This window comes from Microcystis sp. BLCC-F209 (assembly GCF_041928595.1).
Taxonomy (GTDB): Bacteria; Cyanobacteriota; Cyanobacteriia; order Cyanobacteriales; family Microcystaceae; genus Microcystis.
The window spans coordinates 1-15691 of sequence record NZ_JBHFLL010000067.1; the positions used below are offsets into that span (position 1 = coordinate 1).

The following is a 15691-nucleotide window of genomic DNA, read 5'->3' on the forward strand; positions in this document are numbered from 1 at the left end:
GCGAATGTTTACTTATTTTGCTCGCTTTCATGAGAAATTTGTCTTACCGATTTATCCGATTGTAATTTTTTCTTATTCAAAGCCAAAAAGAGAAGCAATTAGTCAATATGTAGTCGATTTTCCCGATTTTAAGGTCTTAGAATTTAACTATCAAGTAGTGCAGTGAAATCGATTAAATTGGCGAGATTTTCTCAATCAACCGAATCCGGTTGCTTCAGCTTTGATGGCGAAGATGAACATTGCCGAGAAAGAGCGAGCAAAAGTTAAGGCGGAATGTCTGCGCTTGTTAATTACTTTAAGGTTAAATCCTGCGAAAATGCAATTAATTTTCGGATTTATTGATACATATCTCAATCTAAATCCTGCCGAAGAGATACAATTTCAAGAAGAAATTAGCACATTTAGTCAACCCGTACAGGAGGGAGTTATGCAAATTACCACCAGTTGGATGCGTCAAGGTATTGAACTAGGTATTGAACAAGGTATCGAACAAGGTATTGAACAAGGTATCGAACAAGGTATTGAACAAGGTATTGAACGGGAAAAGACATTGATTCTTCGTCAAATTAAACGCAAGTTAGGGGAGATTAATCCTTCATTGGAAACTAAAATTATGGAGTTAAGTATTGATGATGTAGAAGCATTAGGAGAAGCTTTATTCGATTTCTCTACGGTTGAAGATTTAATCAATTGGTTAAATACTTTAACTGCCTAGCTTTGACGTTAGCGATCGCATCTTCGCAACAACCCGCTAAAATTGTCATTATCAGGGAGTAATTGAGAACCACAGAAAACGGGTGTCTCGGAGAAACCCGTTTTCTGTGGGGTTTTTAGTGGAAAGAGAAAGGTTAACGCGGAAATTATTCCCCTCGCCATCACCCGCTAAAATTTTCATGGTGAGGAAGTAATTCAGAGATAAGCTTTCCGTATATAATATAGGCAACAAGCAGAAGCTTGGTGAACTATAGATCAGCAACGACTGGCTAAACCCGAAGTTGCAAAAGCGATCGCTCAAGATTTTACTTAAATGCGATCGCCACAAGACCCCTGAGAGCGCCTGAAGGGAAACCAGCCTTTAAGTCAGTTTAAATTGGCTATTGACCATATCGGTTAGTTAACTTAACCTCAATTAATAAAATATTTTCACTTTTTCTGGAGTGATAAATTATGCTTACTAAAATTATTAACATTGATGCTCGTTCCAATCCTAATGTTGCTCAGTTTTTCCAAGCAGGGGATTATAAGGTTGAGTATATTGGCAAGGCTCAAGGTGGAGCATTCAATGCTTTTAATTTCGTAAATAACAGGTCTGGTAGTTGGGCAAATGCTTATATTATCGGTAGTAGCGAATTTAATATTTCCATAAGTAATGGTACTTTTGCAACTGAGGCAATAGCTCTAGCTAATGCGACAAATACTACTTTTGTTTTGACTAAAGATGGTAATGTTAATTTTTCTATCTATGATACTTACTATGCTGATAATACTGGTGGAATATCATTAAGAGTTACTTCTATCCCCACACCTGCAACTAATATTACTCTTTCTAATAATAACATCGCTGAAAATCAAGCCGTTAATACTGTAATTGGTGATTTTACCAGCACTGATCCAGATCCAGGGGATACGTTTATTTATAGTTTAGTATCTGGTGCTGGTGATACGGATAATAGCTTTTTTACTATCAGTAATAATCAGCTAAAAAGTAATAGTGTTTTTGACTATGAAGCGAAGACAAGCTACAGTATTCGTGTCAGAACAACTGATCAAGATGGACAATTTTATGAGAAACAGTTAACGGTTAATGTTACTAATATTATTGAGCCGGGGACATTTTCTTTTAGCGATAATAACTATGTAGTGAAAGAAGATGGAACGGTAGTTAAGGCGATTACCATAAACCGGACAAATAACTTTGAGGGTGCGGTTAGTGTCACCGTGACTCCTACTGATGGTACGGCTACATCTGTCAATGATTACAAAAATACTCCTATTGTGGTTAATTTTGCAGCGGGAGAAACCAGCAAAACGGTGACGGTTCCTCTGATTAATGATACGGCTTATGAACTGGAAGAAAACCTGAATTTAGCGATTACTAATGTGACGGGTGGCGCAATTATTGGAACGCAAAATAAGGCGACTTTAACTATTCTTAATGATGATGTAGCCATTCCTGGAGTTTTAGCGTTTAATGCGCCGACTTATACGCTTACTGAAAACGGAACTACTATAACTCAAGTAACAGTAACTCGCACGGGGGGAAGTGATACAGAAGTGAGTGGGACGATTACGTTAAATAATGGTACAGCAACCGCAGAAGATTATAATAATACCCCCATTAAGGTTACGTTTGCTCATGGGGATAGTGCGCCTAAAATTATTACGATTCCGATTAAGGAAGATAGTCAGTTTGAAGCGGTGGAAACCCTTAACCTGTCCTTGACGAATCCGACTAATGGGGTGACGATTGGTACACAAAATACGGCAATTGTCAAGATCATTGATAATGATAATTTTGTCTTTAATAATACGGATATTCAACCGACAAAACTGGAGAAGTTAACGTTACCGATTCCCACAGCGTTGAAGCAGTATGAAATTCTCAGCAGCGAATTGGACAAAGCCAAGGTTAAATTAGACACGACGGAGGAACAGTTAAGGTTAGCTAATGATGATTATTCCTTTGCGAAGGAAATCTTTGAAGGTAGTCTCAGTAAGCGGAAGTCTTTAACTGACATTTTGCAGAATCTAGCAAATAAAAAGACGGCTTTAACCTCTAGCTTTACTCAATCTAAAACACAAAATGAGCAAAAACAGAAGGATATTCAGAAGAATATTGATAATGCTTATACTCGTCTGAAGGCTGAAACTAATGCGGGTATAAAAGATGGGATTCAGAAGGAGATTAATGGTTATCTGATTCAGATTCAGGAACAACAGAATTTACTGTCAATTGCGACGACTAAGTATAATCAGGAGTTGGCGGGTGTTATTTTCCAAATTGATGACTCAAATCAGGAGTTACAGGGACTTGAGAGTAATATTATTCCCAAGCAAGTTGAGGATTTAGAGAAGAAAAATCAGGCTTTAGTGGATGTTAAAACGGCTTGGGAAGGGAATAAGCAAGCTGTGACAGTTGCGGATAAGGCGCTGGGGGATTTTCTGACGGATTATGCTTTTCTCAAGACTCAGGATTATTCGTCTAAGTTTTTGCAGGATACGGTTGATAGTCTTAAGCAAAAAATTGGTGCGCTTCAGGCTGATTTAACGGCTTTGAAGAGTGGAAATGGGTCTAATTCTCAGATTGCGGCGTTGGAAAACTCAGATTGCGGCGTTGGAAAAGGCGATTTTAGAGAAGCAGAAAATTGTGGGAGAGGTACAAGATTATCAGAAAACGGTGTTAGCGGGTGAGTTGGAGTTTAAGCAGGAGTTGGAGACGAGAAAGGGGACTTCTGCGGACCATGAAGCATCGGTTAAGGTGGCTTTAGGGAATAATAATATTGAGGGTTATGTGAGTTTAAACAGTCAATTGGCTAACCAGTTGAAGGGTTTAACGACTGTTTGGGTGGATAATTTAGAGGATAATCATAATCTCACGATTAAGGTTTGGAATGGCTCTCAAGCTACGTCTCAGGGGTTTGATAGTTTGACGAGTTATATTGATGAGAATTTGGCGACTCCTTATGGGGATTATTATCTAAATGAGATTCAGCTGGATGAGGCGTTACAGATTCGGGAGTCAACGGTAAGGCGGCGGGATGCTTTGGCGGATAGTGTTGATTTTGTGACGGATGCGTTGTTTTTGGCGAAGAAGCAGTTACAAGAGTATCAGGATTTGGCGAAGTTGGGGCAGCATTATTCAGATTTGACTAAGTATGAAAAACAATATGCACTGTTAACCAGTCTTCGGGATTCTTTTACGCGCTTCTTTGGTAATTATTCAGCTTTATCGGGTACTTATAATAATTTAGCTAATGTTGATGGTCAAATTAATTCTGCTAAGTCAAGAGTAGCGGCGTATAATCCGAAAACTCGTCCAGAAACGGGTAATTTATATTTTTTATCTGGTTGGACAAGATCCTATTGGGCGAAAGATTGGGCAGTATCTCTTGGAGGAAATTTAGTTACCGTTAATGATATTCAAGAACAGTTTTGGATTACAGATAATTTCGGTACAAATTTCTGGATTGGATTATACGATCATCATAATCATAATGGTCCTTGGTATTGGTATAGTGGAGAGCCTTATCAGTATGAATCATGGCAATGGATACCGGGTGAACCTAATAATGCAGGGGGAGAAACATTTGTTGTTTCTTTGGGTCGGGCAAATGGTTGGAATGATATTGACTGGGAAGATAGTCGTCAAGGATTAGTTGAGATTAATCTGAAACCTTTATATGATCAAAGAAATGGCGTTATTCAGACGATTAAAGATGCTAATGCTAATGCTTTTGATGCTTTAAAGTCTCTGAGTGATTTGTTAAGCAATAATCAGTTAGCTTCTCTCTTGCAAGGGGTAAATATAGGTTTTGTCAAGAGCTATTTACAAAAGTATAATGAAATTTTTACTCAATCTGGTGGGATTATTGATGAGGCGACGTTAAAGCGGTTTCAAAATGAGGTTTTTACGCCTTTATCTCAAGCTTATAGTCAATTAGCAACGGGTTCTTCTGTTGAGGGTTTGATTGGCAATAACCGTCCTTTTTTAATTAATAATCTAAATCAAGAACTAACTAATAAATCTCAAGATTTAGTGGTTCAGATTGATTTGACTAATGATCAACAAGAACAAGGGATAGAAACGAATTTACAGAAGTATATTGAGCAGAAACAGAATAGCATTGTCAAAGCACAAGAAGCACCTTTAACTGCTATTCGAGAAACATTTGAACAACCTAATCGTGCTTTATTTTTTGATGGTGTAAATGATTATATACAAATTAATTTGAATGAACCAGAAACAGAAGTTACCCATGAATTATGGTTTAAAACTACATCCTTGAATGGGGGATTATTTTCTGTTGTCGCAGGTAATTTAGGTTCAGGAGGACATGATCGCCATATTTATCTCTCCAATGGTAATATAGTCGTTCGGATCTGGAATAATGAAGTAATTGCTAGTAGTGGACTCAATTTAGCTGATGGAAAATGGCATCATGTCGCTCATGTTTTTGGTGCATCGGTAGGAGGTCAACAGATTTATGTTGATGGTCAATTAGTCGCATCAGGATCAAGAACTATATCAGATTTTGGTGGACAGGATAAAATAGTTGTTGGTTATTCGGCTGATTCTGGTTACTTTAAAGGAGAAATTGATGAAGTCCGAGTTTGGAATGTGGCTAAAACACAAGCTCAAATCCAGACTTATTATAATCGCAACCTGACAGGTAAAGAACAAGGATTACTCGGTTATTGGAACTTTGAAGAAGCTACAGGAAACACCGTCAATGATTTAACAGCTAATAAGAATAATGGCACATTAACGAATGGAGTTCAGCGCACAGTAGCGAATACTAATCTAATTACACGACCAGAAGGAAAAACACTCTATTTTGATGGAGTTAATGATTACATTAATGCAGGGACAAATCCGAGTTTAGAAGTTACTAATACTCTAACTATAGAAGCTTGGATTAATCCTCAGAAACAAATTCAAGCAGATGGCGGAATTATTGTTAACCGAGAAGGAGAATATGAAATCGCTGTTTGGAGTGATGGAACAATTCGATGGGCATTTGCTAACTCAAATCCAGGATGGAATTGGATTAACACAGGTTATACTATCTCGATAGATAAATGGACACATATAGCTGTTAGTTATGATAAAGGTTTAATTAAAACTTATGCTAATGGTTCTCTAGTTCATACCTATGATGGAACTGGAACAATTGGAGATGTTTTTGCTAGTCAAGACGAGTTTCGTATTGGCTACAGACAAGCTGCAAATTCACAATATTTTAAAGGACAAATTGATGAAGTAAGAATCTGGAACACTGTTAAAGCTCAAGCAGAAATTCAAGCTAATATCAATCAAAAGTTATCAGGAAACGAACAAGGATTAGTCGGTTATTGGAACTTTGAGGAAGCTACAGGAAACACGGTTAATGATTTAACAGCTAATAAAAATAATGGTACATTAATTAATGGTGTTCAGCGCACGGTAACTAATTCTAATCCAATAACAAGACCTGAAGGAAAAGCACTCTATTTTGATGGTGTAAATGATTACATCAATATGGGAGTAAAGTCAAGCTTTGAAATGACTAACACTTTCACTATAGAAGCATGGATTAAACCACAACCGAAAGGAAACAACGGCATAATTGTTAGTCGAGAAGGTGAATACATGGTTTCCATAGGTAGTGATAATCAAATTTATTTAGCATTAGCAAATACAAGTCCAGGATGGGGTTGGTGGAATACAGGTTATACCGTCGCTGTTGATAAATGGACACATCTTGCTGTTAGCTATGACAAGGGATTGATAAAAGTTTATGGAGATGGAAATTTAGTAAGTACATACGATGGAACAGGAACGATAGGAGACTTTTATGTTCATGCTAATGAAGATGATTTACGCATTGGAAATCAAGAATACAAAAACTCGGATTATTTTAAAGGAGAAATGGATGAAGTAAGAGTTTGGAACATTGCCAGAACTCAAGCAGAAATACAAGCTAATCTCAATCAAAAGCTATTAGGAAATGAACAAGGATTAGTCGGATATTGGAACTTTGAAGAAACATCAGGACACATCATCAATGATTTAACTGCAAATAGCAATCACGGGATGTTAATCAATGGAGTTCAGCGTACAGTAGAGAATACTAATCAAGTTAAATATCAACCTAGTAACGCATTATATTTTGACGGAATCAATGACTCTGTAAAAGTGCCTAATAGTTCTTCCCTAAATCTAGTTAATCAATGGACATTAGAAGCGTGGATTTTTCGCAATACAACAGGACGAATTGATCCGATTATTGAAAAATATAATTGGCAAGCAGGTTTTGGTGGTTTTAATTTGAGAGTTACAGACACTAACAAATTAAGTTCTACTGTTGTCAATGGTGTCAATTTTAATGCCGTTGAGTCTAATATTACTATTAACTCTCAGCAATGGTATCATGTATCTGCAACCTTTGATGGAAGCCAAAAAACATTAAAATTATATGTTAATGGTGTTTTAGTAGGAGTTAATACAGATGTAACGATTACACCTATTAGCTCAAATGTTAGTTTAAAAATAGGAGAACGAGGAGATGATTTACAGCCGAGATACTGGTATTTTAACGGTCAAATAGATGATGTTCGTGTCTGGAACGTTGCCAGAACTCAAGCAGAAATACAAGCTAATCTCAGTCAAAAATTAACAGGAAACGAACAAGGATTAGTCGGATATTGGAACTTTGAAGAAAGTGCAGGAAATACGGTTAATGACTTAACAGCCAATAAAAATAATGGCACATTAACTAATGGAGTTCAGCGTACAGTAGCTAATTCTAATCCTATCACACGACCTGAAGGAAAAGCTCTCTATTTTGATGGTGTAAATGATTCCATACAAATGAACTTAAATGAACCAGAAACAGAAGTTACCCATGAATTATGGTTTAAAACTACATCCTTGAATGGCGGATTATTTTCTGTTATAGCAGGGTCAGGAGGTCATGATCGCAGTATTCATTTATCTAATGGTAATATAGTCGTTCGGATCTGGAATAATGAAGTAATTGCTAGTAGTGGACTCAATTTAGCTGATGGAAAATGGCATCATGTCGCTCATGTTTTTGGTGCATCAGTAGGGGGTCAACAAATTTATGTTGATGGTCAATTAGTTGCATCAGGATCAAGAACTGTATCAGATTTTAATTGGCAAGATAAGATTAGTATTGGTTATTCGGCTGACTCTGGTTATTTTAAGGGTGAAATTGATGAAGTAAGAGTTTGGAATGTGGCTAAAACTCAATCCCAAATTCAGGCTAGTCTCAGTCAAAAATTAACGGGTAATGAACAAGGATTAATCGGTTATTGGAACTTTGAAGAAAATACAGGAAACACCGTTAATGATTTAACAGCCAACAAAAATAATGGCACATTAACTAATGGGGTACAAAGAACCATTGATAGTTCTATAGCAGTTCCTCAAGTTGTCACGGAACAAACTAATATTATCGAAAGTAAAACGATCGCCGATCTCCAAACCCTCCGCCTAGAAACCGCATATCTAACCCTACAGTCACAACAGAATCCAGACAAGGTACAGAGTTATTTAACAGAATATCAATTCAATCAGCTAACTCAAAACAATACTAATCAAACTCCCACTGTTCAGAAATTAGCTGATAACAACCTGATTGGTGACTTCAATAACGATCAAATTAATGACACTTATCATCACTGGAATGTATCGGGAATAAATGAACTGTATCTAGGCAATAGTAACGGTACTTTTACCAAATACGTTAACCCTATTTCAACCACTGCTATTAATGAATCTCCTACCAATGTATTCACTGGGGATTTTAACGGAGATGGGAAAACAGATATTTATTTCTATTGGAAAGCATCAGGCAGAAATCGCCTTTATTTCAGCAACGGAAACGGCACTTTTACTCAATATTTAGACCCGATTGGTGCATTAGCAATCAATGGCTCACCTGATAATACTTTCATAGCAGACTTTAACGGAGACGGAAAACAAGATGCTTATTTCCATTGGAAATCTTCAGGTACAAACCGACTCTATATCAGTAATGGAAACGGCACATTTACCCAATATTTAGACCCCATCACCGCAACGGTTATTAATGGCTCACCTGATAATGCTTTTATCGCAGACTTTAACGGAGACGGAAAACAAGATGCTTATTTCCATTGGAAATCTTCAGGTACAAACCGACTTTATATCAGTAATGGAAACGGCACATTTACCCAATATTTAGATCCCATTACAACTACACTAATCAACGGTTCACCTGATCAAGTACAAGTTAACGACTTTAATAATGATGGTAAAATCGACATCCGTTTTCAATGGACATCATCTAATACTATTCGCACCTTTTTAAACACAGGGAATAGTACCTTTAGTCAAGCTCTTTCTGCCCAAGAACTTCTTAACAAATACTTCCCCGAACTCAACAACCCCACCACCCTCGCCACTCTCCAACAACAAATTAGCGACCAACAAACCCAAACCCAACAACAAATAGAACAACTTAAAAACAGCATCAGCCAAAAACAAGCCCAAGCCGCCGCTTCCATCTCCCAAGCCGACTGGTATCAAGAAAAATCCGCTTTTTATTGGGAAAGAAGCCGTAAACAAGGACCCACTTGGATTGAATGGCGTAGCTATCAAGAAAAGAAATGGTACGGAAGAAAACAAACCAAACAACAAGCTATCACCCATGTTGACCACGATTGGATTATCTGGGACACCTACACCAAACAAGCGACCGCCCTCCGAGAACACGCCGCCCAACTCCTTAAAGGAGCCACAACCGATACATTAAATAAAGATACCACCACCACCATCCTCGACCAATGGAATAAAGCCAGAGCCGTCGCCAATGATGCCGCCCTCAGCCAAAGCGAATTTATCCACCTCCTGCAACAACTGGAAGCAGAAAGAAAACTCAGCGAAGACAAAATCGCCCAAATAAGTGACTGGGAAAAACTCCTCCCCATCCTGCAAACCCAACTCGAAATAGCCACCCAAGATGCAACCACCGCCACTACCAACGTCCAAAAAGAAACCGGCGAATACCAAACCAGTAAAGACAACTATCTAACCGCCCTCAACAGCGTCCTAGAAAAACGCGCCGAACTGCAAACCAAAACCCAACTTCTGCAACAAGACATCACCGCCGCCAAAACTTGGGTGACACAACAAACCACTTACCTCGCTGACGAACTCACCCAAACCCAAACCCTCATCACTCAACTGCAAACCCAGCGGGATTTGATCCCCCCAACCTCCCTTGATAATGGGGGCGACGAAAACCTCACCAAAAAAGCCCAATTAGACCAATCCATCCAACTCCTCACCCAAAAACAAACCGTCCTCACCGCCCAACAAGCCACTCTCACCCAAAAACAGACCCTCCTCTCAACCCAAGAACAGGTACTCCTCACCGAATATCAACTCCTCGATGCGACTCTCGCCAGTCCCGACAAAGACACCAGTACCCTCGAAAAACAACTCACAGATACCAGGAAAACCCTCGCCGAAGTCCAAAAACTCGCCGAACAAGCCGAAGCCAGTAGCCAAGCTTTAACCGCAGTGATGGATGACCTGCAAGCCTCTCTCTTGCTGCAAAACGACAAATACCTCTCCGCCATCAAAGATAAACAACAGGGACTGAAAAAACTCCTAGAAGCCACTGAACTCGAAAAAAATTACACCCTCCAAGCCACTACTAAACGCCAAGAATTAAACGGCATTGAAAGCCAACTGCTGACTATTCTTAAACAGGCAAATGATGCCGGAAGCAAAGAAGCCGCCCAACTTCTGGAAGTTGCCAACGCCAACAATATGGCTACTGCCGCCGAACTTTATTACAAAGATTATCGAGATTTAGCCAACGATAAAGGTGGCGGTTGTTCAGGAGGAATTGCCCGACCCGAAGATTTAATCTTAGCCGATAAATACTATGCCGAAATGCAGCAATATCGGCAACTGCAACAACAGGCGCAACAACAAGCCAGCCAATTTACCGCCCTTCGTCAAGCTGCTGAAAATCAAATTACCCTCTTAGAAGGACAAAAAACCCTCGCCACCCAAGAATTGGCCCAACTTCAACAAAGTATCGGCAATTCTCAAGAAGCAATTGAGGCCCATAAACAAGAAATCGCCGTTGCTGAATTTCGTATAGATGCCCTATCCCAACTGAAAGACTGGACAAATCAAACCTTATTACAAGTTCTTTCCGTTGAAAAATTCAACTTAGCGCAGGCACAATTAGAACAAGAAATCGCCCAAAAACGCGGTCAATTAATTGATGATGCGGTGGCAGCCCAGTTAGAAAAACAACGGTTAGATATTCAACGCGATCGTCAAATTGCCGTCACCAAACTTGAACAATTAAACCAACTTAACACCGAAGAAGCACTCCAGCAAGCGATTAACAACCTCCGCACCGACTTAGGGATTAACCCGATTGCCAATATCATCACCCAAGCTGACTATAAAGGACAACTCGCTGGCATCTTAGCCGATTTAGATGCCCTGAAACAAAAACAGCCCAGCTTACCCGCTGAATTGGAGAGCATATTAACAGCAACTCGTCAAGATATTCATGCTGCTTTACAGGGGAAAGAAGCCGCAACGATTCAGGATAATTTACTGAAAACGGTTGATGGTTTAATTGAGCAGAATAATAAACTGAATGCAGAAATTACGAAATTAGATCAAGAAGAACAGCAATATTTAGGCATTCTGAAACAAGCAGAAACCGACATCGAGGGAGCGAGTAAAGCTCTTTATGAGGAGATTCAGAAAACAGGGGTATTAACTCAAGAAAAAGAGTTACTCAGTCAGCAGAATTTAGAGATACTTTATAAGATTGGCTATGCTCAAGGTGCAGTTGATTTATCCGATGATTTAGCGCGACAGTCTCAACAGCTTTTAAGTCAGATTATTGAGGGGCGAGTTAAAGAACGAAGAATCAGAAAGAAAGCCTTTGTTAATGACATTTTAGAGACTTATGCTCGCACCCAAGAAATTACAGGAACGGTCTTAAGACTTGTAGGATTTGTTTTTCCTCCTGCTCAATTTGGCGCACAAATTGCATTTTTAGCTGCGGGTACAGCAAGAACTATTCAAGCTGCTTATAACGGTGATTGGAAAGGGGCAAGGTATCAATTTGCGATGACTGCTCTCAAAGCCCTCGCATTGGAAATGCCCGTCGAAGGTGCCGAGGGTATCGAAGGTGGCCAGAAATTCGCTAGTGTCTGGGGATTTAGCGAGGGACAGCTACAAACTATTCAGGAAATTCAAATAGGAGTAAACACAACTTACAATACTTATAATGCCTATAAATCAGGTAATTATGCCCTAGCATTTGTCAGTTTAGCTAAAGGAGTCGCTGATATTGCCGCAATGGAGTTTCAACTTAAAGGTCAAGATGGTAAGCCTATTTTAGGTGGTTCAGCCTTTCAAAAAGGCATTATTACTCTTGGTCAAACCTCTTTAGATATTTATAATACCGCTCAAGCAATTGATAATAAAGATTGGGCTACTGCCATAGGATCAGTCGCTAATGCTGCGAGTACAGTTAATAAGAATTTTAAGACTGATATTCAAGGATTCGTCAAGGAAAATTCTACCGATCTTTATGAGCTTTTTTACAGCAAAGATCCCGGTTGGCTAGAAAGAAATATCGGACTTAATTTTGAGCAATCAAAGAATCTAGTTAAAACAATAAATACGCTTTATGATGCTCATGTAGATGGTAGCTATCAATCTTGGTATAGTGCTATTAATAATGTCATAGGTTTATGGGGAGATGAAATTACACAAGCCTTAAAAGATGATAGCAAAATAATCATAAAAGAACCGAATAAACCCATAACAAAGGATGAAATTAAAGAGATATTTGATAAATTTAAAGACCCATTAATGGGTGATAATACCAAGCTTGCTCTTCTTGAAAAAATTGAAACTAATATAAATAATTTTGTCGAGACAAATCAGGGATTGCTAACTCAAAATGACTTTGCTTTATTTGCCAACAATTTTTTAAGTAACTGGGAGAATAATTCTGGTTTTAACAAAATATTAGCATCACGTCAATTAACCATTGATGACTTTAAGAAAGACCCCAATTTTGAAGACGACAAAGCTTATTATAAAGAACATTATCGTGACTATCAACAGCGAGAAGGACATAAAATAGCGGTTGCTTTTATGCACTTTGTGACAGGTATTCCTACAAATCAATTATCGGAAGAATTACCAGGACTAGGAGTTACAGGGATTAGAAAATATGGTTTTAATTGGTACTCAGGTTTCAGTCGTAGATTATTACTAGGAACTGCTCTACATGATGTGACAGATTTCTTAGATTCGACACTCAATCTTCCGAATGTTAATATTAAGGACTGGAGTAAAAATTCTGACAGTTGGAATAAATCAGCGTGGGGAACATCTAATAGCACATGGTCAGCATTAATAATGTTTTCTGGTGCTGTAGGTAAAGAGGTTTCAGATGTAGTTAAAGAAACTGTTCAATCCGCTCTCAAGCCTATAAACTATATCGCAAAATCATTAGATCCTCTAATTATCGATTTAAACAATGATGGACTGCAACTAATTAGTCTTGAAAACTCCTCAACTCGTTTTGATATTGATGCAGACGGCTACGCCGAAAACACCGCCTGGGTATCTCCTCAAGACGGCATCCTCACCATCGACCTCAACGGTGACGGAATCATTAATAATATCACCGAAATCTTCTCCGAAAACTACGGTAACGGAACCGCAAAATCAGGAATAGAAGCCTTAACTACCCTCGATAGCACCAAAAACGGCATAATATCCGCCGCCGATGACCAATTTAACCAAATTCTCGTTTGGCAAGACCTCAACCAAGACGGGATCAGTCAACCCAACGAACTGAAAACCCTTACCCAACACGGGATCACCAGTATTAACCTCAACGGACTCCCCACCGAAACCATCCAAGACGGTAACATCATCCGCACCCGTTCCCTCTTCAACCGCAACGACGGAACCATCGGACAAATCGCTGATGTCGCCTTCCTCGTCACCGAAACCGGCTTCAAAACCATCCAAACCGCCAACGGTGTCCAAATCATCGCCGAAAACGACAGCGCCACCTCCCTCACCATCTTCAACGACACCGCCAACCACACCCTCAACCTCTTCGATACTAAAGTCCAAATTGCGATCGGTAGTACCGGTAACGACACCTTCTACACCACCGGAAGCGAAGGCGTATTCCTCTCCGGTGGCGACGGCAACGATACCCTCACAGGTGGAAACGGTAACGATTGGATTATCGGCGATACAGGCCCAGATCAACTGATTGGCGGCGCAGGTAACGACATCCTCTACATCGACCCACAAGATACAGTCATTAAGGGTGGCGAAGGACAAGATATTGCCATAGTCACCACCAATCAAGCTATCACCCTCGATCTCGGACTCAGTAGCCTAGAAATGGCGCTGGGTAACGACGGTAACGACACCTTCACCAACTCCAGTGCCGTCAGTGTCACCATCGATGGAGGTAAAGGCGACGATACCATTAAAGGAGGATCTGGTGATGATGGACTGATAGGGGGAGAAGGAAGCGATAGTATTAATGGCGGCTTAGGTAATGATACTCTACAAGGTGGTAGTGGACAGGATAGCTTTTTCTTTGGTGCTAATAACGGTCAAGATCGAATCGATGATTTTGACATAGCTACCGAGAAAATTATCATTGATGGGAGTTTAGGATTCACTTCAGCCGCTCAAGTATTCAATACTTTCAGCCGTCCGTTCGACGCTCAGAATAAACTGCTTATTGATGTTACCCGATTTACCTTAAGTGCTGGTAACACTATTGATGTCATTCACGATTCCAATACTAACCCTTCACAGACTCCCTTAACTGCTGCTAATTTTGTTATTAATGGATTCATCGGTCAACCCTTCACCCCAATCGAAGCCTTCGGTAACACCAAATTAGTCAAAGACACAACTAATAAACTTTACACCCAAATTGGTAATAATAACCCCACTGCTATTAAAAATGGGGTCACTCATGTTGCCACAAATACCTACCCTGGTTGGCAAATCTTAGCCGCAGAAACCGTTAATGGAATTAACCAAGTCCTCTTGAGGAATACATCACAAAACCTTCTATATATATGGAATTTAGATAACAATTGGAATTGGCAATCTTCCCAGGGAGGCTGGAACTTAAACTCAACCCAAGCTTTCAACCAAGAAACCAATTTCAAACAAGACTTTAACGGTGATAATCAGATTGGTAATCCCTTACCCATTATCGGGTCATCAGACAATGATATTCTCAGTGGTACTCTGGACAATGATATTCTAATTGGTGGCTTAGGTAATGATACCCTAACAGGGGGTGCGGGTGGCGATCGCTTCACCTTCAATAACCGCAATGAAGGGATTGACACAATTACTGATTTTCTCTCCAGTCAGGGGGATAAAATTGCTCTCTCTGCTGCGGGTTTTGGCGGTGGTTTAGCCGCAGGAGTTGCGATTACATCTGCTCAATTTGTGTTAGGAACAACTGCATTAAATGCCAGCAATCGCTTTATTTATAATACAATCACTGGAGGATTATTCTTTGATGGGGACGGGACAGGTACACTAGCAGCCATTCAAATTGTAACTCTTAGTTCTAAACCCACTATTTCTGCCTCTGATATACTTGTATTAGTTTAAGGTTAATTATCTGTCCTCTGTAGTTTTTATTATATAAAACAAGAGGTATTGTAGTGGATTGTTTCAGCTAATTTGGTGCAATAGATTCTCCCGATTCCTCCTCCTCAAACACAGGATGGTAATGATTGGGTAGTAGTGGCGTAGCCCTCTTGCTTACCTGGTATGAATTGTGTAAAATATTTATTAATAAAAATAATTGGAACCCGATCAGTCTTTAAACCTCTAGCTTGATCATGACTTTTCTGATAAATATCTTTT

General features: G+C 39.4%; 2 protein-coding genes and 1 pseudogene. All 3 read left to right on the forward strand.

From position 1 onward, the window contains the following. Positions 1-715: pseudogene (locus ACE1AQ_RS04115) on the forward strand (Rpn family recombination-promoting nuclease/putative transposase); the annotation flags it as partial. 452 nt (positions 716-1167) lie between these two features. After that, positions 1168-3411 (forward strand): Calx-beta domain-containing protein, encoded by a 2244-nt coding sequence (locus ACE1AQ_RS04120; protein WP_110545955.1) that lies wholly within the window; start codon positions 1168-1170, stop codon positions 3409-3411. Then, positions 3296-15433 (forward strand): LamG-like jellyroll fold domain-containing protein, encoded by a 12138-nt coding sequence (locus ACE1AQ_RS04125; protein ID WP_374807912.1) that lies wholly within the window; start codon positions 3296-3298, stop codon positions 15431-15433. Before ACE1AQ_RS04120 ends, ACE1AQ_RS04125 begins: the two co-directional genes overlap by 116 nt. The last annotated feature ends 258 nt before the right edge of the window (positions 15434-15691 follow it).

What these genes read in the sequence shown, in the direction of transcription:
- ACE1AQ_RS04120 (WP_110545955.1), top strand. Translation starts at nt 1,168, where the DNA reads ATGCTTACTAAAATTATTAACATTGATGCTCGTTCCAATCCTAATGTT.